This is a genomic window from Bacteroidales bacterium (assembly GCA_021157585.1).
Classification (GTDB): Bacteria; Bacteroidota; Bacteroidia; order Bacteroidales; family UBA12170; genus UBA12170.
The window spans coordinates 1-20,829 of record JAGGWH010000103.1; the positions used below are offsets into that span (position 1 = coordinate 1).

Below are 20,829 nucleotides of genomic sequence, written 5' to 3' on the forward strand. Positions count from 1 at the left end.
ACCTATCTCTTTTTAAAGAATCAATCAAAACTCTTTTAATGATACTTAATGCATTCTCAAAAATCTGTTGCGAGTTCCCCTGTAGAGAAGGTATGCGTAATTGCATCAAATAAAGATTTGCCCAATCAAGATAAAGCTTCCAGCTTTCCGGTTGGTCTATAAGTTTTAATGCAGCTTCAAAATGCCTATCCATTTCTGTATTTTCGGCAAAGAGTGCATATGCCCTGGCTTTTTGCTGATGAAGTGATGCTACCATTCTACTTTCATCAGTATCAAAATCAGGAATAGACTCTTTTAAAAGCAGATGCAGTTTTTTTGAATCCTGCTTGACAAGCAAATCGGCATAACGTTTGCTAAAGCCTCTTAAATACCCTTCAAAATCAGCCATATACTATTATTTAGAACCAAATAAACTTACAAACGTTTCAGGCAATTGCTTAACTTTTTGAACGCTATAATCGAAACATAGCATACCGGTAGTTCCGCTAATTACATCCTTATGTGTCTTAGCATTTTTCACTAAATAATTAACAACAAACTTTTTGGTATTTTCAACTTCAATATTAATATCCACCTCTAATTCGTCATGTAAACTCACCTGACCAAGGTATTTAATTTGGGCATCTACCATAATAATACCTTTGCTCTCTCCTATATTTAGCTCCGTTAATCCAAAATTATTCAAAAACTGTATACGTGCATCGTGAAAAATAATCAATGCTTTGTCATTACCTAAATGTCCACCGTAATTGATATCGCCAATGCCAACGGTATATTTTGCTGTAAAACTCATATCTAAATTTATTTCCTTTGAGTGCCTTTGTGATTTCCTTTGAGCACCTTTGTGGTAAAAAAAACTAACCACTAAGTAACACGAAGTAAAGCACAAAAACACTAAGTATTACTTATCAATCAAAAAAATATCTTATTCTTTTTCATCCAACCAACTTTTAATCAAATCAACTGCTCTCTTTTGTTCCTCTTCTGTAAAATCCTTTAAACGCGTTGCGTGCGAGCCACCTTGCAAAACCATTTTTAATGTATTAGTTCTTGAATCGGGATTTGGAGAAGTAGAACGCCAAGGATCTAATTCGCCATAGATATAAAGAAAGTTATTTCCATTATTTTCTAACCAATGATGTACTTTTTCCATTTGATTATCAAGATAAGGAAGTCTTAAGGAATCGGGCAGAAACACAGCATTACTCGGATCTGTTACATAATTCAGTTGTGATCTTAAAGAATCTACATCAAAATTATAATAGCCAATCTCTTGGTAAGCTTGAACTAAAAACGGCAAATAATACGACTGACTTTCAACAGAATACGCATTTAAAATACCTGCTTTTTTAAGTTTATAAAACAAAGCTTCTGCGCTATTTTCCACATCATCCAAAGATTTGCAAGAAAACGGAGCCCACTGCCAAAAAGTAAAAGGAAGTTCCAAAACAGCAAATTCAAATACTAAACCATCACTTTGAGTAAAACCGATGTTATTCTGTTCTTTAAATCGTTTTAAAAGAGGCAGGATTTCTGTTTCCTTAGCCAAAAGTTTGCGCTGAAAACCCAGTAATTTTGCACGACATTCAGGTGTACCAACAGTTCTTAGAAAAAGATTTATACGCGGATCTTCTTGTTCAATATTTAATGGAGCCACATAAGGAATAGAAACCGTAACATCGTCAGGGAAATAATAACGATAATAAATAGTTGTTTGTCCACCTTTACTAATTCCTGTACTAATCCATTTTCCGGCATATATTTCTTTAAATAATTCTACAATACGATGATGATCTGAGGCAGCTTGAAAAGTAGTTAGCTTTGTCCAATCCAAACTATCGGGAACCGATTCACCAAAAAACCGATGCTCAACAATTATCTGATTTGCATTTAATAATTGGGCCGGCTCAGTGAGATAATTATGCTTTGCTTGATAACCTTCAGTTACTAAAACAATAGGTTGATTCAAATCAAAATGCGACAGATAAATTTTTTGTAAAAAAACTCCATCTTCCGGATTATTATGATCTATTGGCTGTTCAATACTTATTTTAAAAGTCTGATATAATGAATCAAAAGATGGGATAACCTCTACTTCAACACCTTCCAATGTATTTAAACGTTCTGCAAACGACAGCCCTTTTTGGGCAAACACAAATTGAAAAATAATTACAAAAAGAAAAATTAAAGCTGTTCTTTTCATCTTTTAAATTTTTTAAAATTTATTTGCGAAATAATTATCCCGGAAAACATAAGTAAACTCCCAATTCCTGCACGTAAATCAATTTGTTCGTTCAAAATTAACCATCCGCCTATTAAGGCAAAAACAGATTCAAAGCTTAAGATTATTGCAGCATGAGTAGGATGTGCTTTTTTCTGAGCATAAGATTGCAATGTAAAAGCAATACCCACAGAAAATAATCCGCTATACAAAATAGCACCATAAGCATTTTTTATACCTTCAATATTAACTTCCTCGTAAAATACAGCAGCAAATAGACTAAAAATTGCCGCCATAACAAACTGAAAAACCGACAGTAAGATAACATTATGTTTAGGAGCAAAAGCACCTATCATCAACATATGAAAAGCAAAAAAGACAGCACTCATAAATATCAAGCTATCACCCAACTCTAAAGTTAAACCATTACGAATACTAAGTAAATACAGACCAAACATAGCTATCACCACTCCAGCCCACAGAGTCTTACTAACTTTTCTCCCCAAAAACAAACCGAAAACAGGAACCAAAATTACATACAAGCTGGTTATAAAACCTGCTTTACCGGCATTGGTAAAACTCATTCCTATTTGCTGTGCCGTAGAGGCGATAAACAAAACCGCTCCTAACAAAACACCCGACTTAATTACTTTTCGCCAGTTAAAACATTCGCCCCCATTTTTATTACGCGTTAGTAAATACAAAGGCCATAAGGAAATTGCACCTATAGAAAATCTCAAAGCATTAAAAGTATGAGGACCTACATATTCCGCCCCTTTTCTTTGAGCAACAAAAGCAAAGCCCCAAATAGCTGCAGTAAGCAATAAAATTAAGTTCGATTTAAGATTTCCTTTTTCCATACAATCAGTCTGCGAAGATATTTCAATTTCGTTAAAACGCCTATTTTCGTTAAAAACTCTAAAAACCAATAGAGTCATAAAAAAATTAGGCTAATTTTGGCGCAATTATGAGGTCTATAAAAACACCATACCGAACATTATTTATTTTTCTTTTGCTTTTTTCGTTTGAATTAACCGGATACTCCCAAGTAAATACCAAACGTTTTTTAGCGATGGGGAGAACAGATTTATTCAACGATAACTATACCGAATCGATTAAAAATCTTACAATAGCAATTAATGCCGCCCCCGATAAATTTGAGCCTTATTTTTTCAGAGGTTTAGCAAAATATTCTTTAGGCGATTATAATGGAGCTATAGCCGACCTAAATCATTCTATTTCTATAAATTCCTATTTTTCATACTCTTACCTTTATCGCGGCCTTTGCAAGCAACAGCAGAAAAAATATCACGAAGCACTAAAAGACTATGCATCTGCCATTCATCGCGGACCTAACAATCCTGATATTTATGTTAATCGTGGTGCTGCAAAACTTCAATTAAAACTTTATCAGAGTGCTATCGCCGATTTTGATACGGCAATAATATTAGATGCTAAAAATGAAAATGCTTATCTAAACAGAGGTTTGGCACTCTACGAATTAAAGCAAATGGACGAAGCTTTAGAGGAAATTAACAAAGCCATAAAGCTCAACTATTTAAATAAAACCGCTTATTTACGTAGAGGCATTTTAAAATTCGGAATGAAAAAATATAAGGAAGCTATTTTTGATTTTGAATTATCGATGAAGTTAGATGATGAAGATCCGTTACTTTATTATTTTAGAGCTATTTCATATTATTATTTAGACGAAAAAGATAAGACTTATGCAGATTATGCAAAAGTATTGGAGTTAGATCCCAATAACGCTCTAACCCTTTACAATAGAGCCATTTTAAAAACAGAAGACAAAAATTATTTGGGAGCTTTGCTCGATTATGAAAAAGTAACAACTATAAACCCCAATAATATTTACGGCTATTATAATAAGGCCAATGTTAAAAGTATAATGGGCGATTTAAAAGGTGCTTTAAAAGATTACGATAAAGCCATTGAACTTTTCCCCGATTTTGCACGTGCTTATCTTAACAGATCGACTTTAAAAGAAAAATTAAACGATAAAAAAGGTGCTTATAACGATTATCTGCAAGCAGAAGTAATACGCGAAAAATTTGACCATAGCGATTCTATTCCTGAATTGTTTAAAGACAGCTTACAATTAACTAAATTAATTGCTTTTGAAAGCGATTTTAATAATGCTAATGCCGATAATGGGTATATTCAGTTTAAAAATATCTATATCGAACTGGAATCAAACTTTAATATTTCTATGCTCTCCAAAGATGAGGATAATTATATTGATGAAAGAAGAAAGCAATATTTTGTTCCTGAAATTGCCGAGTATAACGAATCCAACCTATCACAATATAAATTGGCATTTGGTTTAACTAAAGAAGTAAGTCTTTTGCATCCTACTAAAGCCAAAGAAATTCTTCAACGTTTAAATAGCACACTAAAAGAACAACCAAACAACCCCTATAACCACCTGTATATAGGTATCTTAAACGAAAGGATAGCTAATTTAACAAGTGCTAAGCGTTCTTATTTAAAAGCCATTGAACTAAATCCTACTTTTGGTTTTGCATATTTAAACTTAGCTAATGTGACCTATCTTATAGCAATGGAAAACTTTAAAAAATCTTCGGAAACCAATAATAATTTAATCCAAAAGGATATTAAAGATTTTAAAACTCCTGTCGATAAATTTGCTGTCCCCGATTTAAAAGAAGCCATTAAATATTACAATATGGCCATGCAAATTAATCCTAAACTCGGATTTATTTATTACAATCGTGCTAATTTATATAGTAAGTCGCAACAATATATGAAAGCCCTTAACGATTATAATCAGGCTATCGCTTTACAACCCAATTTAGCAGAAGCATACTATAATAGAGGTTTAACTTTATTACTATTACAAGATAACAAAAGCGCCTGTCCGGATTTAAGCAAAGCCGGAGAATTGGGGATTTCAAATGCCTATAATGTTATAAAGCGTTTTTGCTCAATTTCAAAATAAATGTATACATTTGCACCCGATTTAATTTAGGTAAAACAGTATATGAATACACTTTTAAAAACTCTCAAAGAACTCAACCTCACAGCATTTTTTATAACTTTATTGCTGCCATTATTAATACTAGTACCTATTCACTTTATTATGCAGCCGTCGATGTTGCTCGCAGAACGATTTTTCCCCGGGAGTTGGTGGATAGAAATTATGGTATTGACCATTTATTCTGTTTGGCTTGGACAAATAATGGTTAAAACAGGAAATATTGGAAATATTCGTATAAAATATTGGTTATTTTTCTCAGTAGTTTTCTTTGGTCAGTTTATTTTAGGACTTACCGTTAACGATAAGTTTCTTATGACCGGCGATTTACATTTGCCTATACCTGCACTAATTGTTGGAGCTCCCATCTATCGTGGAGGAGGTCTTTTTATGCCAATACTTCTACTGTCAACCTTGGCTATTGCCGGACCGGGATGGTGTTCTCATTTATGTTATATTGGAGCTTGGGATAATTTGGCTGCCATAAATAAAAAGCGCCCGCAAAAATCATTTAGCAGAAAACAAACAATAATTATTCGTTATTTGATGCTCGCTTTGGTAGCAGTAACTGCAGCAGCATTAAATTATTTTGGTGTATCGGTGAGCATAGCCTTTGTAATTGCTTTAGCATTTGGATTAGTTGGTGTTTTTATAATGTTAGTCTTTTCTCGCAAAAGGGGTTATATGACACATTGTACAACTTATTGTCCTATTGGAGGCGTTACCACTTTACTTGGTAAATTATATCCTTTAAGAGTAAAAATAGATCAAAATTCCTGTACCTCTTGTGGTATTTGTAGCACCGAATGTCGTTACGACGCACTAACTCCAATAGATGTTAAAAGCGGCTCTGCCGGATGGAATTGTACCCTTTGCGGCGATTGTCTTACTTCTTGTCATGCAGGATCTATTAGATTCAGTTTCTTTGGATCTAATAAAAATGCTTGGGTTATTTATATTTCTATAATAGTTGGTTTACATGCCGGATTTTTAGCTTTAGCAAGATTATAAGTTAATCTTTTATTTGAAGTTATTCTTATTTGAAGTTATTCTATTAACTCAAGTATTGCAGCCAAACCTCCGCCTTTTGCCAAATGGATTTTCTCATTATACGTATTATCAACCGATAGTTCGATACGCTTATAATCAATGGCAATTTCGTTTGCATTAACACCATCACGGAACATTATCATTTTGTACTTATTGGCTTTTGGAAGAAAGGATAAATTCAGTTCCAAATCTCTTTCATCCCAGTCTGTCATCCCTCCTATGTACCAGTTATTTCCTTTTCTTCGTGCTACCAAAATATAATTAGAAACTTCGCCTTTCAATACACGAGTTTCATCCCATACAGTCGGTATTTTAGAAATAAAATCTACAGACTCTTGCTCTCTATAATAAATTGAAGGAGATTCACACAGCATTTGCAATGGTGCTTCATACACAGTATACATTGCTAATTGGTGACATCGTGTACCCATACTCATAGGTCTTTTAAATCTTATCCTAAAATTTTCGCGGTTGGTATTTACCATCGATCCCGGGGTAAAATCCATAGGTCCTGCCGCCATTCTGATAAAAGGAATTGTTACGTTATGCTCGGGAGTAATATCAGAACTCCATTTGTTATTTTCATTTCCTTTCACACCTTCATAATTGACAACATTTGGCCAAACTCTTTCTATCCCAGCCGGTTTAAATGCTCCATGAAAATCAACTAACAACTTATAACCTGCCGCTATTTTTGCAATTTTCTCATAAGAGGAAACCATATATTGATCATTTCTCTGCATAAAATCTACTTTTACTCCCTTTGCTCCCCAATCACTATACAGTCTCAATATTTCATTTGTATTTTCACTAAGTGGTTTCCACAAAACCCATAGTATTATTCCGACATTCTTAGATTTACCATATTCTATCAGTTCAGCAACATCAATTTGGTCATTATAAGCCATAATTTCAGTTGTCGACTTGGTCCATCCCTCATCAAGAATTACATATTCAATGTTATTTTTTGAGGCAAAATCAATATAGTATTTATATGTAGCTGTATTAAGTCCAGCCACAAAATCAACTCCAAAAATATTGTTAGCATTATACCAATCCCATGCCACTTTCCCGGGTCTAATCCAGTCGGCATTTTCAATTTTCGACAATCCTGATAACTTTGTTATCAGGTTACTCTCAACAAATTGCCTATCATCACTACTAATCATAAAAACACGCCAAGGAAAAGATTTGTTACCATCAACTTTGGCAATAAAATCAGCCTCTTCTGTAATAATTTGGTTACGATCGGGAGAGTGCTCTTGATTTGGGATAGCTTTGATAACATATTTAGGAAAGCTAGCACTAAGAAAGCTATCGCCATCTTTTTTAAGGAACATTCCGGGATAATTATGAAGTGAAGCTTCTGTAAAAAGCACTTTAGCATTAGCGGTATTGAACATTACCGGAAGACTGCAAAAATCTCCTGTTTCTAATTCCGACAATGATTTATAAAGATATTTTCGTTCATTATGTGTGTACATTGACTCTTCTTTTGGAAAATAAGAAAAAGTATTTTCCGGAAATCTAAGTGTCATTTTCTCATCAATAACAATTTCTGTTTTCTTATTATTATCAACAAATCGGTATGCAAGTCCATCATCATAAGCCCTGATTATGATTTTATAGTTATTACTAAAATTTAATGTTAACCTATTATATTCGTCAATAATTTTAGAATCTTTATAAGGAACTTGCGGAATAATTTCACCTTTATAAGTCTCATTTTTACTGCTCTTGAGTTCTGGGTTTTTTCCAAGTATTCTGCTATTCCCCATATTCATGGCTATCACGGCATTATCAACAACTAACTGATCTTTTAAACTTATAGAAAATGAAATTTCATCTGTAAGATTAATAGACATTTTAATTTGCCCATTAGGTGAACTAATAGTTAAATTTTGCGCATTTGAACTCATTTGAAAAATGAGAAATAATGATAAAATGGTTAATACTTTCATGATAAGATTATATTTATAGAAGAAGAGAGAAATAAAGTCTTATTTAAATTGAACTTCTACTACTTCTCCTGTTTCTACCTTAGTTTCTAAAAATATTTTGTTTTCGTTTAACACCTTTATTATCAACTTATCTTTTTCCCTTTTCACTTCAATATCAAAAGTCTGATTAAACGATTTTACATTTCGTAATGCCATTGAATCCCATTGTTTTGGTAATCTTGGCGATAAGGAAAATGTATTAAGACCTCTTGGCCGTATTCCAAATACACCCTCGGTTACTACTCTGCAATATAAAGCACTTTCGGCTGATAAATGTCTCTGATTTCCTTCGGGGTATGCTTCAACCGGATATGGAACATGTTCACCTAATAAACGTCTTTTAGAATAATATTGAAAAAAATCTATTGCGCGTTCAGTTTCTCCGGCTGCAAATACTCCTCTTAAAGCATATAAAGTAGCTCTGTCCCAAAAAGTAGTACTTCCCGATTCAGAAGCCAAACCATCTGAAGTCCAAAGTTTATCTGAAAACAAAGCATCTACAGTTTCTTTACTCCTTGTAAAAATATTAACGGTGAGAGGAGTACATATCCAGGCCCTTAAAGTATTATTCCCTTCATAATATCTATAAGTTTCAAATCCGGCAATATTATATCCAAAAAAATCTTCAATTGATTTTTTAATATCCTTAGCCTGTTTACTGTATTCTTTTAAAACAGAGGGATTTATATTTAACTCATTCCCCAACATTATAGCAGAAGTTAATGCATCGTAATATAATGATGAAGTATTTAAGTTAGCATCACCTGCAGGAAATCGGCCTTCAAGCTCATCACTATCAGAGGCTACTACACCATTTTTATTAAGCTTTCTTTTGGAATATTCAAGACACCACTCAATTAAAGGCCAAAGTTCTCTTGCTGTACTTTCATTGCCATACGCCATAGCAAAACGAGAAGCACCATAGGCAATCATTGCCATATCGCCTCTGTCTCCGGCACCATTCCAAAAATCAGTTCCTTCAGCAATAATAGAGCTCGGAATTGGTTTGTACTCCGGATTAATATAGCTTGCAAAATGTCTAAATGAATTAATTGCCGATTCATTTCCCTCTAAATTACCTAAAAATGGAAAAAATGGATTTGCATATTCTGCCTGATCATTTGCCCAAATGGCCGCATAATATCTTCCACCACCCGGACCATGCATCAATCCTCCTTTAGTCTGATAAATACTCTCTACTGCTCTTAACTTAGCAAATGAAAAAGTGGTGTTTATAACCTTATCAGGAGATTCAAAAATTAAGTTTGAAAAAGTTTCATCTATAAGTTTTTCACGTTTCTTAAATTCGTAGTCGGGAGAAATATATGGTTCTTCAGTTCCTAGCTTTCGTCCTGAATATATCAATGCATATTCTAAATATTCATTTGGATTTAGAGTATAGTTGCCATGTTTATTTGACACAACTTTAACAATATAAGATCCATAAACACCTTTATCAGCTTCAGTTATATGAGAAAGCTCAATCTTCGGAAGCTCAATATTAATTGATTTATCAGTAGAATTAACTATTTTGACCTTATCAAAAAACAGAGCTTGATTAACAGATGGAAATAAACAGTGTTCTATTAAAATTCCGTCTGCTGTCTCTGAACGATAACTTAAAACTCCCTTTATATTAAAAATGTTTGGCTTTTCAACTACATCTTTAGCATTAATCTTTATTGAAGCAAATTCGCTATTGCCTATTTCGTATATCAGACTGGCATGAGTATCATTTGGAATAGTTCTTAGCATAGGGAAAACCAACTGAACTTTTTGCTTAAGCTCACCTTCTCGTACACCATAGTGTACTATTGCAGAAATATGCAAACCGCTCATTTCTATATGATCCATATGCGAATCATTGGCTTTAACATACCATTCTATACTTCCATCATCTTTTAAAAACCATCGGGAAGCCCCTTGTGATTTCACATAAGGACTAAAGCATATAAAAAATGTAAATAGTATAATTATTTTGATTCCATTTAGCATACAAATATTTTATTTAATGGTTAAAATTACTATATCTAAATGCTTTATCCTATATTTCTGAGAAAAGTTATTTCTTAACAGAACGAGACAAACCAATATACTTAACAATTTGAATATAATATATTTGATATTTTTAAATGTTTCCTGTTTTAGTCTTGATTTATTTTAAGGCTAATGTAGCATCCGACTCTTGTGCATACATAGTTGATTTGTTTGATACGTTGTTGATAGAGAATTTGGACTTTTTCCTCTGCTCGGCTTAATCTGGAAATTAAACCATATTTGTGATTTGTATGTGATAAACAAAGAAGCTTAATCAGAAGATTAAGCTTAGCAGTGTTTTGCTTAGGAGCAATAAACTAGGGTTTCACTTTAAGTGAAGCCCTGACTCAAATCCCTAGGTTCGGTCTAATTTTTATCAAAATGTGTGTAAATTAGATTAATCTTAGCATGGGTTTATATAAGATAATGAGCATTTTTTATTTTCAAAACACTTAACAACAAATTCGTTTTTTAGTTAAATGCAATTTGTGAGCGTAAAGTCAAAATAAAATTGGAGTTTTTGCATAGCCGGGGGGAACTTCCGTTATGCCCAAGCAAAAATAGCTTAATGACGAAAAGTGATAGTATTTTGATATTTCGTCATTAATAATCAAGACTAAAACCTGAAGCTTAGGCATAAAAAAAGGGAATCAGTAAACTGATTCCCTAAGGGTCGGGGTGGCAGGATTCGAACCTGCGACCTCCTGCTCCCAAAGCAGGCGCGCTAACCGGGCTACGCTACACCCCGAAATTTCAAGAACATTTTGCCATCATTTCAAATGGCGGAGAGAGGGGGATTCGAACCCCCGGTACCCTTTTCAAAGTACGCATGTTTAGCAAACATGTGGTTTCAGCCACTCACCCACCTCTCCAGAGGTTTCAATGAACCAAAATGCTCTTTGCATTTGCGATTGCAAAAATAAAGATTATTTTTAATCACACAAGCAATTCCAACATTTAATTTAAAAGAAATTGAATATTGTCAGAACTGCTGTATTCTTTTGTTTGTTCTCCTTGTTTAAACACTCTCAAATTACGACTTCCAATATGTTTAATTGTATTTCCTTCAACTCGTAATAAACAAGCTTCACGCAGTCCGGCAACATAAATATCAGGATTAACAGCTAAAAATTCATTTATTCTCTGCTCACGTGTCTCTCCTCCATGTCCTTCAGGATTAGCATCTAAATAATGCGGATTAATTTGAAAAGGAATAATATTCAAACATTCAAAACTTTCGGGCTCAATAATTGGCATATCGTTGGTAGTACGTAATGTTGGACAAGCAACATTAGAACCTGCACTCCAACCCATATATGGTAAACCTTCAAGCACTCTTTCGCGAATAGCATCCATAATATTCATTTTATGCATCATATAAACCAAATGAAAAGTGTTTCCTCCGCCTACAGCAATAGCTTCAGCTTCCTGAACAGCTTTAACTGCATCTGCTTCGCGATGTATAGAATACAAATCGTAACCTAATTCAGCAAATACTTCCTTTACTCTAATTTCATAAGCATCAAAACTTGCCATTAGTCCGTCATCAGAAAGATTAACGCCTGCATAAGGAATAAACAAAACTCTCTTAGCTGTTGTTTCTTTTAAAAACGATTTAATATATTCGCGTGGCCAACTCAAATAAGCTTCGCCATAATTTGTTGAATTACTGATTAATAAAAGATTTCTCTTCATAATATTTTTCTTTAAGTACAGTGTTTGTATCTGCAATAAAAGTACAGCTTTTGACTGGATTTATTTTTAAAAAAAGGAAGAATTTTGAAATGATGTGCTGAACTTCGACAAGCTCAGTTTGAAATGTGATGATGTGATAATGAGATGATAGGATAATGGGATGAAAAAGTAAAATAATGGATAAAACTTTAAACTCTGAACTTTAAACTTTGAACTTTAAACTCTAAGCTCAAAGAACCATATCATCATAACGCAAAATGGTACTTTTGCCTTTCGATTTAAAATAATCGCGCAAACGACTTTCTGGTCCATTATAAGTAGCCATAACAAAATCGCCACCCCAAGCACCCAGCGACTTAATTTCACCGGGGAAGTCGGAAAAGAATTGTTTTTTAATACGATCTATTCCCAAAATTTTTGAAATTATATTTTCGTGTTCAAGCAATGCTTTTTCAAAATCGATAAGATTTTTTGCTCCTGCAATTATTCTACTGAGATTTGAAATTTCATTAACATCGCTTTGCTTAGCTTTTACTTTCGATTTATAGTCAGTAACGCTCTCTTCAGAATTTTTCTTGCGGTTTAGATGCACAAAATAAAGCTGATCTTTAAATTGAGGTTGAAAATCGACAGTAGAAATTTCGGGTTGTCCATCGACTAACTGATAAAATATCGGACTATCTGAGCGTGCAGTAGCAACATCAAAACCGGAGCCGTTGGAGGTTTCTTTAGAAAGGCTTATAGGGTCTACATCTAACCAATATCCAATATTGGAAAGTAATGTTGAACTGCTTCCAAGACCCCAATTTTTATCGAAATCGAGATTGGTACGAATAAGTATTCCTTTTTGATTATCGACATCTATATTTCCTAACTCAAAAGCTTTTTTAAGTATTTTCTTTAAATGTAGAGCAAGTTTTTGATCGTTAGTATGAATAATATTAAAAAGTCGAGAACCAAAACTTACGTGTAACCAACCTTTATTTAGCACATATGATTCCCATCTGATTCCCGAGAAATCTTCGTGTAAACTAACATCAAGACGCTGACCATACTTTGTGGGTACGGCCATAGCCAATGCTCCGTCAAGTACCAAATATTCACCTGAGATTAGTAATTTTCCGTTGGAATGAAAAGCGGATATATTCACTTTGTTTATTTTCGTACTGTTTTCAAAAATGTTTCTACAGCATTAAACGACACCTTTTCAGTTTTAAAATATTCAACAGCAGCATCTTTCTCTTCCTCTGTCGCGCCAAAGGTATTTAAAATATTTAACAAATGCATCTTCATATGCCCTTTTTGTATCCCTTTAGTTGTTAAAGACCTTAGAGCGCCAAAATTATTAGCTAGTCCGGCAACTGCAGATATCTGCATTAAATCTTCAGCAGAAGGATCTCCAAGTAATTCAAGAGTAAATTTCGCGAGAGGATGTAAACTGGTTAAACCACCTACTGTTCCTAATGAAATTGGGAGTAATAAAGAGTATCTAAAAATTCCATTTTCGACTTTAAGTTGAGTTAAACTTCGATATTGGCCATCGCGAGCCGCAAAAGTATGACCACAAGCTTCAACGGCTCTAAAGTCGTTTCCGGTAGCTAAGACTACTGCATCTATTCCGTTAAAAATTCCTTTATTATGAGTGGTTGCTCTGTGAGGATCAACGGTAGCAATTTGCACGGCTTTTTCAAATTTCCACACAAATTCTTCTGCTGTCATATCTGCATCCATAACTTCAAACTCTTCAACAGGGCATTCTACCCAGGCTTCTACCAAACATTCGGGAGTATAGTTAGAAAGGATAGACATAATTACATTGACTTCCTTTTCGGATATTTCTTTTTTTCGAGCGATAAAGGTCCTTAAAATATCGGCAAATTCTTCCAGACAAGAATTAATAAAATTAGCACCCATAGCATCAAGGGTGTTAAATTTAGCTTTTAATTGATAATAATCCGGAATTTCATTCCTCATATCTACCAATTCAATATCTAAAATTCCACCACCACGCTCACGCATATTTTTAGTGATCTCATTAGTCCCTTTTATAAGTTCTTGTTTTAATTCGGAGAAATTAGCTTCTAATTCTTCTTTTTTCCCCTTCCATAAGAAATGAACTTGTCCGATTTTAGTTGTTGATATAATACGTGTATGAAAGCCTCCGCGTGTTGACCAGAATTTTGCACTATTAGATGCAGCAGCCACAACAGAACTTTCTTCAATAACCATCGGAATTAAATAATTCTTCCCGTTAATAACGGCATTTGGAGCAATACCAAAAGGAAAATGAAAATTCGAAATTGTATTCTCGCTAAATTCATCAAATAAATCTTGCAGTGCTTCATCTTTAAACCAAAAAGAAGATAGCAAATCACTAATCTCTTTTGGGTTCTCGAAATACTGGGTTACTTCTTTTATTTTATCTGATTTGGAAAGTTTATAAAAACCTTTTATTTCCTTTTTTTCTTGCATTACTGTCTAATTGTTAAATAGGAGTTAGCTAGTAATAAACCTTTTTTTAGGTTTAAAACATAGTCGCTTAATTGTTTATAGTCGCCTTGAGCATATTTTAAAAAGGCTGAAGCTTGACCGAATACAGCCGGATATTTTATTTTTTCTATTAAATAATAACCTTCTAACCAATTGCTTATACCTCCGGAAATAATAATATTTTTCTCATGCATTATGGAATAAGGTAATCCGTTTAAATAATCTACCATTTCTTCGGCAGTATGACCAACAGTAGATAATGGATTTAATATTTCTTGTTTAAGCTCATCTGAACGATATAATTCCATCTGAGCAAAATTTGTTCCTCCAAAGGCTCCGAACTCTATTCCTGCTAAGTCCAAATCCATTAAAGCTTCTATACTTTTGGGTCCCATACCCTGACCTACTTCTTTTACTAAAACAGGAAAATCCACTTTCTCTAATAATCTTTCCATTATTTCAATTGGCGAAAGTCGAAATCGATCACCTTCCGGTTGAAGATATTCTTGAATTGGGTTAAGATGAACAAAAAGACCATCAGCATCTAATAGCTTAACCATTTGCTGCAGCTTTTCTATTTCATCTTTTTCAAGTAACTCTTCTATTTGTGCAATACCCAAATTAGCTACAAGAGGTAAATCGTCACCAATTATGGAACGCATGTTAAAATCGGATAGACGGGAATCGTCTTCCAAGAGAGGACGACAAGAGCCTAATCCCATTCCCATTCCATATTCGCGACAAACTTTTGCTAAATTGGTATTTATATGTTTTGCTTTAGCTGTTCCTCCGGTCATACTGGAAACCCAAATAGGCAACCTTAGCTTTTTATTAAGAAAATCTTGCACTTGCAACTCCTCTGCGGGATGTGCACTTAAAGCAGGCTCGTAATAAAATCTTTTATTTAATAATTCTTTACTGAATTGTGAGCGTAAAGCTAAATCAATATGATCTTTTTTTCTTGATTCCATAATTATCGACAAATATACGGAATTCAGGAAAGTATCAATCAGACATAATAATAATTTGAGCTAATGACTTTATAAACTCTGAGAAACTCTGCGTTTTCTTTGAGAAACTTTGTGCTATAGCTATTACACAAAGAAACACAGAGAAACCACTAAGATTCACAGAGAAATCTTAAGCTGAAGAAACGAATAAAAAAGAAAAGCCCCAGCGATAAACTGGAGCTTTTGGAAATATATATGGAATTTTAATGTGTTCTTAATGTTACATCATTCCAGGCATTCCACCACCCATTCCGCCCATAGCGGCAGGATTAATAGCAGGCTCGTTTTCTTCTTTATGTTCTGATAAAACAACACCTGTTGTTAGTAACATACCGGCAATTGAAGCAGCATTTTCTAATGCAACACGAGTTACTTTTGCAGGATCAACAACACCGGCTTCTAAAAGATTCTCGTATTTTTCTGTACGTGCATTAAATCCAAAATCGTTTTTGCCTTCTTTAACAGCGTTTACTACAACACTACCTTCCATACCGGCATTTTCTACAATCTGACGTAATGGTTCTTCTAAAGCACGACGGATAATAGCAATACCTGTTTTTTCATCAACATTTTCGCTCTTGCAATCATCTAAAGCATCTATAGCACGAATCAGAGCAACACCACCACCAGGGATAATTCCTTCTTCTATAGCAGCACGAGTTGCAGCTAAAGCGTCATCAAAACGATCTTTCTTTTCTTTCATTTCAACCTCAGAAGCAGCACCAACATAAATTACAGCAACACCACCAGCCAATTTAGCTAAACGCTCTTGTAATTTTTCCTTGTCGTAATCAGAAGTTGTTGTTTCAATTTGAGCTTTAATTTGATTTACACGAGCTTTAATTTGATCGCTTTCGCCTTTTCCGCTTACAATAGTTGTATTGTCTTTGTCGATAACTACTTTTTCAGCTTCGCCTAATTGTTCAAGTGTTACATCTTCTAACTTATATCCTTTTTCTTCGGATATAACTGTACCTCCTGTTAAAATGGCAATATCTTCTAACATTTCTTTTCTACGATCGCCAAAACCGGGAGCTTTAACAGCCGCAATTTTTAAAGATCCTCTTAAACGATTAACCACAAGGGTAGCTAAGGCTTCAGATTCAACATCTTCAGAAATAATAATTAGTGCGCGACCTGTTTGAGCTACTTTTTCCAAAGCTGGAAGTAACTCTTTCATAATAGATATCTTTTTATCAAAAATTAAAATGTAAGGATTTTCGTAAACGACTTCCATTTTTTCGGTATCGGTAACAAAATAAGGAGAAATATATCCTCTATCAAACTGCATACCTTCAACAACATCAACGCTGGTTTCAATTCCTTTAGCTTCTTCAATTGTAATAACACCTTCTTTTTTCACTTTAGCCATAGCATTTGCAATCATATCTCCGATAGAAGTTTCGTTATTTGCAGATACAGAAGCAATTTGGCGAATTTTTTCGTTACTATCACCAACTTCAACTGCTTGACGCTTAATGTCAGCAACAACTGTAGCAACAGCTTTATCAATACCGCGTTTCAAATCCATTGGATTTGCTCCGGCAGTAACATTTCTCAAACCGGTATCAACAATAGACTGAGCCAAAACAGTAGCTGTAGTAGTACCATCACCAGCCAAATCGTTTGTTTTAGAAGCTACTTCTTTAACCAATTGAGCACCCATATTTTCAACAGGGTCGGTCAGTTCAATTTCTTTTGCTACAGTAACACCATCTTTAGTAATTGATGGACCACCAAATGATTTTTCAATAATTACATTTCGACCTTTAGGTCCTAAAGTCACTTTAACAGCGTCAGCCAAAGCATCAACGCCTTTTTTTAATGCTTCACGTGCTTCGTAATCAAATATGATATCTTTTGCCATAATTATAAATTTTATCTATTTATTATATTTTTATTATTAAATAATTGCTAAAATTTCAGATTCTTCTATTATTAAATAATCAGCACCTTCTAAATTCACTTCAGTACCAACAAATTTACCATAAAGAACAGTATCGTCAATCTTAACTGTTAGTCCTTTGTCATCAGTTCCCTTTCCAACAGCAATAACCTTTCCTTTTAAAGGTTTTTCTTTTGCAGTATCCGGAATAATAATGCCTCCTGCTGTTATTTCTTCAGCATCTAATGGCTTTACTAAAACTCTATTTCCTAGTGGTTGTATTTTCATTTCTAGTTTCTTTTAATAGTTAACAGAACGGAATTTATCTAATATTGTGCCAAAGGAAAAAGCAAAAAAAAATGTCAGATTGTGTGACAATCTGACATTTTATAAATTTCTTTATCTTGATTATTTTTTATCAGCAGGAGGAGCTTGAAAATCGATAGGTTGTGTATTTTCAATCTGATCACGCAATTCGGTATCAATAGTACCTTCAACATTATTTGAACGAGGGATTACAAATATTGAAAATAAACTTAAAACAAGTAAAATAATTGCTAATGTCCAAGTTGATTTTTCAAGAAAGTCAGCAGTTTTACGAACACCCATATATTGATTGTTACCGGAAAAATTGGAAGCTAAACCTCCACCTTTTGAATTCTGCACCAAAACAACCAACATTAGTAAAACACTAGTTATCAAAATTAAAACTGAAACAATTATATAAGCACCCATTGCTTTGTATTTTTTTAATTAATTTATTTTATTTTCTAATTCCTGAATTAGGGCTGCAAAGTAACTACTTTTTTCTGGATTATTCAAACTTAAAAACTGATAAATTTCTTTGGCTTTTTGATAATTAGCTTGATCGGAATATATTTTTGCAAGTGTTTCTGTTACAAAAGCTCCATCTTCAAATAAGCTTTCTTGTGCAGCCACATCAGGATCAAAAAAAGCCACTTTATCAGGTCGTGAAATACTAGGTTCTACACTAATAAATTTATCTATTAAATCTAATTTATTTTGAAGAGGCATTTCTTTATCTTCTGAATAAGGTTTTCCTGAAGTCGTTTTTATTTGCTTTTCTGCCTTATTTTCTTCAATCTCAGCCAAGCGTTTTTTAACTAATTGAAGCAGCTCCGCTTTTGAGCGTATCTTATTTCTTTCAATAATAAGGTTGTCGGATGGTTTAGCCTCAGGCTTTTTATCATATTCAAGTTTTACCGATTTATTTAATGAAGGAATAATTTTATTTGTATCATCATCAGTAACACTTTCTTTTACTATTATTTCTTTTTCTGAAAGAGGAACAGTTTCCGAAATACTTTTTTCTTTTTCAATAAATGATTCATCTTGTATATTAATACTTTTAGAATCAATCGCTTTTAGTCCTTCTATTTGTTTTTTTAACAAGGATCTGTCTGCCGCATAAGTGGCAGTCTTTTGCAATTGTTTACCAAAACGGATATCTTGTGTATTAGAGAGATTAAATAAATAGAGCAGTTGAATATTTTGAGAATAAGGAAACATTTGTACTAACTTTTGAATATCAGCAAGCGAATCTTGATTAAGAGATTCCGGCCTAGTGATATATTCCAAAAGTTTTTCTGTATTCATTATTACCAGTTTACCACTGCCTTATTAAAAATATCATCGATTAACATTTCCTTTATCACCTCTATTAAACCATCCTGAACACTAACTAAATCCATAGAGCTATCATAATCCTCATAGGCTGTAAAACTAGTATTAAAGTTATTTTCCGGTTCGATAATATTAGTATATTTTATTTTAACTGTTACCGTTAATCGTGTTAAGGCGGCAAAATCGTCACTTTGAATAGCTTGCGGACTAGTTTTATAGTTAGTAATTTCTCCTTCAAATTGCAGGTCGCCACCACTAGGTATTAATGTTAGGGAAGATTGTGAGCTAAACCTATCGCGCAAAGCCTGAGTTAATGTTTCGCTAAGTGTAGGATTTATAAAATCGGCATTATTTTCTATATAGCCAATACTTATTGTCTTTGCCGAAACGGGTATAGATGCTCCGGTAAATGAATAGGTTATGCAGGAATTAAAACCTAAAGCACTAACTAGCAAAGAAAAAATAATTATTAGCTTTCTCATTTTTTTTAAATAATATTATATTCCTTAATTTTACGATACAGTGTACGCTCAGAAATTCCCAAATCCTTAGCAGCATCTTTACGTTTTCCCTTATGTTTTTCTAAAGCTCTGCGTATTAAATCTTCTTCTTTTTTCTGAATAGATAGAGATTCTTCTATCACTTCAACAGGAGAATTTACAGAGTCAAATACCTGATCATCAAAATTCTCAACCCCAAATTCGTCAGTTTTAACGGCTTGGGAATTCTGTTCATTAGCATTCTGAATAATTTCATAACCGGACTGAAACTTCCCCATCAAATCGGGCTCAGCATCTTTTAAACTCCCTGATTTTCCTTCACGTTGTAACATCTCAAGAACAATCTTTTTAAGATCATTCATATCACGTTTCATATCAAAAAACACTTTATACAATAAGTCTCGTTCAGAAATATTTTCATGCTCTGCCTTATCATAAAGAATAGGTAAATCGCGATTATAAGTATCGGGCAAATACTTTGACAATGTTGCTGCATCAATAGATTTATTTTGCTCAATAATAGAGATTTGTTCTGCAATATTTTTTAGCTGTCTAATATTTCCGTCCCATCTGTAACGTAACAATATTTTTTTTGCTTCGGCATCAAGGTGAATGCTTGGCATACGATATTTCTCGGCAAAATCGCTTGCGAATTTTCTGAATAATAAATGAATATCATCTTTACGCTCGCGTAAGGATGGAACCTGAATTGGAACTGTGTTTAATCTATAATAGAGATCTTGTCGGAATTTACCTTTTGCAATTGCTTCCGGAATATTAACATTAGTAGCGGCAACAACTCTTACATCTGTTCTTTGTCCTTTTGAAGAACCTACTTTCATAAATTCTCCACTTTCTAACACACGCAAAAGGCGTACCTGAGTACCAAGAGGAAGTTCTGCTACTTCATCTAAGAAAATAGTTCCTCCATCTGCAACTTCAAAATACCCCTTACGAGCATCGTGAGCTCCTGTAAACGAACCCTTTTCGTGACCAAATAGTTCTGAATCGATAGTTCCTTCGGGAATAGCACCACAGTTTACGGCTATATAATTACCATGTTTTCTACTGCTCAGGCTGTGTATAATTTTTGGAAACACTTCCTTTCCCACTCCACTTTCACCGGTAATTAATACTGTTAAATCCGTTGTAGCAACTTGCACAGCGATATCCAAAGCACGCTCAAGAGAACTTGAATTCCCAATAACACCAAAGCGTTGTTTTATAGTTTGCAAATCCATTTTTATATATTTTAATTTTGGATTTTTCCGACCCTTAAAT

Annotated in this window: 18 protein-coding genes and 2 tRNA genes; 2 read left to right on the forward strand and 18 right to left on the reverse strand. The window is 33.7% G+C overall.

Annotation, left to right across the window (positions count from 1 at the left end):
• From J7K39_06945 to J7K39_06960, 4 genes are all read right to left on the reverse strand, one after another.
• Positions 1–388 (reverse strand): hypothetical protein (locus J7K39_06945; protein MCD6179625.1); only part of this gene is annotated, 388 nt, incomplete at its 3' end.
• Between the two features lie 6 nt (positions 389–394).
• The gene (locus tag J7K39_06950; protein MCD6179626.1) at positions 395–793 is read right to left on the reverse strand and encodes a thioesterase family protein; all 399 of its coding nucleotides are present in this window, start codon (positions 791–793) and stop codon (positions 395–397) included.
• Between the two features lie 132 nt (positions 794–925).
• Positions 926–2,203: a hypothetical protein gene (locus tag J7K39_06955; protein ID MCD6179627.1), complete on the reverse strand. Its 1,278-nt coding sequence runs from the start codon at positions 2,201–2,203 to the stop codon at positions 926–928.
• Complete coding sequence (locus J7K39_06960) at positions 2,200–3,159, reverse strand: DMT family transporter (GenBank protein ID MCD6179628.1); 960 nt, start codon at positions 3,157–3,159, stop codon at positions 2,200–2,202. Before J7K39_06960 ends, J7K39_06955 begins: the two co-directional genes overlap by 4 nt.
• A 29-nt stretch (positions 3,160–3,188) precedes the next feature.
• On the opposite strand from J7K39_06960, the gene J7K39_06965 reads away from it, so the two are divergent.
• Both J7K39_06965 and J7K39_06970 read left to right on the forward strand, forming a co-directional pair.
• Positions 3,189–5,201 carry a tetratricopeptide repeat protein gene (locus J7K39_06965; GenBank protein MCD6179629.1) on the forward strand — a complete coding sequence of 671 codons (2,013 nt, stop codon included), beginning with the start codon at positions 3,189–3,191 and terminating at the stop codon, positions 5,199–5,201.
• A 42-nt stretch (positions 5,202–5,243) separates the two neighbouring features.
• Complete coding sequence (locus J7K39_06970; GenBank protein ID MCD6179630.1) at positions 5,244–6,248, forward strand: 4Fe-4S binding protein; 1,005 nt, start codon at positions 5,244–5,246, stop codon at positions 6,246–6,248.
• Positions 6,249–6,283: 35 nt separating this feature from the next.
• Here J7K39_06970 and J7K39_06975 read toward each other — a convergent pair whose 3' ends face one another.
• The 14 genes from J7K39_06975 to J7K39_07040 all read right to left on the reverse strand — a co-directional run bounded on the left by J7K39_06975 (position 6,284) and on the right by J7K39_07040 (position 20,789).
• Entirely contained in the window at positions 6,284–8,248 is a 1,965-nt protein-coding gene (locus J7K39_06975) for a glycoside hydrolase family 97 protein (protein MCD6179631.1), read from the reverse strand.
• A gap of 39 nt (positions 8,249–8,287) precedes the next feature.
• Positions 8,288–10,282: a hypothetical protein gene (locus tag J7K39_06980; GenBank protein ID MCD6179632.1), complete on the reverse strand. Its 1,995-nt coding sequence runs from the start codon at positions 10,280–10,282 to the stop codon at positions 8,288–8,290.
• Positions 10,283–10,997: 715 nt separating this feature from the next.
• Positions 10,998–11,072: transfer RNA gene (locus tag J7K39_06985), tRNA-Pro, on the reverse strand.
• Positions 11,073–11,104: 32 nt separating this feature from the next.
• Positions 11,105–11,196, reverse strand: a tRNA-Ser gene (locus tag J7K39_06990).
• A gap of 85 nt (positions 11,197–11,281) precedes the next feature.
• Complete coding sequence (gene pepE / locus J7K39_06995; GenBank protein MCD6179633.1) at positions 11,282–12,019, reverse strand: dipeptidase PepE; 738 nt, start codon at positions 12,017–12,019, stop codon at positions 11,282–11,284.
• Between the two features lie 229 nt (positions 12,020–12,248).
• On the reverse strand, positions 12,249–13,169 hold the full coding sequence (locus J7K39_07000) for a hypothetical protein (protein ID MCD6179634.1): 921 nt from the start codon (positions 13,167–13,169) through the stop codon (positions 12,249–12,251).
• 5 nt (positions 13,170–13,174) lie between these two features.
• Positions 13,175–14,491, reverse strand: a complete 1,317-nt coding sequence (locus J7K39_07005; GenBank protein MCD6179635.1) for a hydroxymethylglutaryl-CoA reductase, degradative — start codon at positions 14,489–14,491, stop codon at positions 13,175–13,177.
• Positions 14,491–15,480, reverse strand: a complete 990-nt coding sequence (locus J7K39_07010; protein ID MCD6179636.1) for a type 2 isopentenyl-diphosphate Delta-isomerase — start codon at positions 15,478–15,480, stop codon at positions 14,491–14,493. Before J7K39_07010 ends, J7K39_07005 begins: the two co-directional genes overlap by 1 nt.
• A gap of 259 nt (positions 15,481–15,739) precedes the next feature.
• Entirely contained in the window at positions 15,740–17,386 is a 1,647-nt protein-coding gene (groL, locus tag J7K39_07015) for a chaperonin GroEL (protein MCD6179637.1), read from the reverse strand.
• Between the two features lie 36 nt (positions 17,387–17,422).
• Positions 17,423–17,692, reverse strand: coding sequence for a co-chaperone GroES (locus tag J7K39_07020; protein ID MCD6179638.1), 270 nt, complete (start codon positions 17,690–17,692; stop codon positions 17,423–17,425).
• Positions 17,693–17,812: 120 nt separating this feature from the next.
• Positions 17,813–18,139 (reverse strand): preprotein translocase subunit SecG, encoded by a 327-nt coding sequence (gene secG / locus J7K39_07025; protein MCD6179639.1) that lies wholly within the window; start codon positions 18,137–18,139, stop codon positions 17,813–17,815.
• A gap of 18 nt (positions 18,140–18,157) precedes the next feature.
• Positions 18,158–19,021 (reverse strand): hypothetical protein, encoded by an 864-nt coding sequence (locus tag J7K39_07030; protein ID MCD6179640.1) that lies wholly within the window; start codon positions 19,019–19,021, stop codon positions 18,158–18,160.
• Positions 19,022–19,023: 2 nt separating this feature from the next.
• Complete coding sequence (locus J7K39_07035) at positions 19,024–19,530, reverse strand: LptE family protein (GenBank protein ID MCD6179641.1); 507 nt, start codon at positions 19,528–19,530, stop codon at positions 19,024–19,026.
• 5 nt (positions 19,531–19,535) lie between these two features.
• Positions 19,536–20,789 carry a sigma-54-dependent Fis family transcriptional regulator gene (locus tag J7K39_07040; GenBank protein ID MCD6179642.1) on the reverse strand — a complete coding sequence of 418 codons (1,254 nt, stop codon included), beginning with the start codon at positions 20,787–20,789 and terminating at the stop codon, positions 19,536–19,538.
• Positions 20,790–20,829 lie beyond the last annotated feature (40 nt).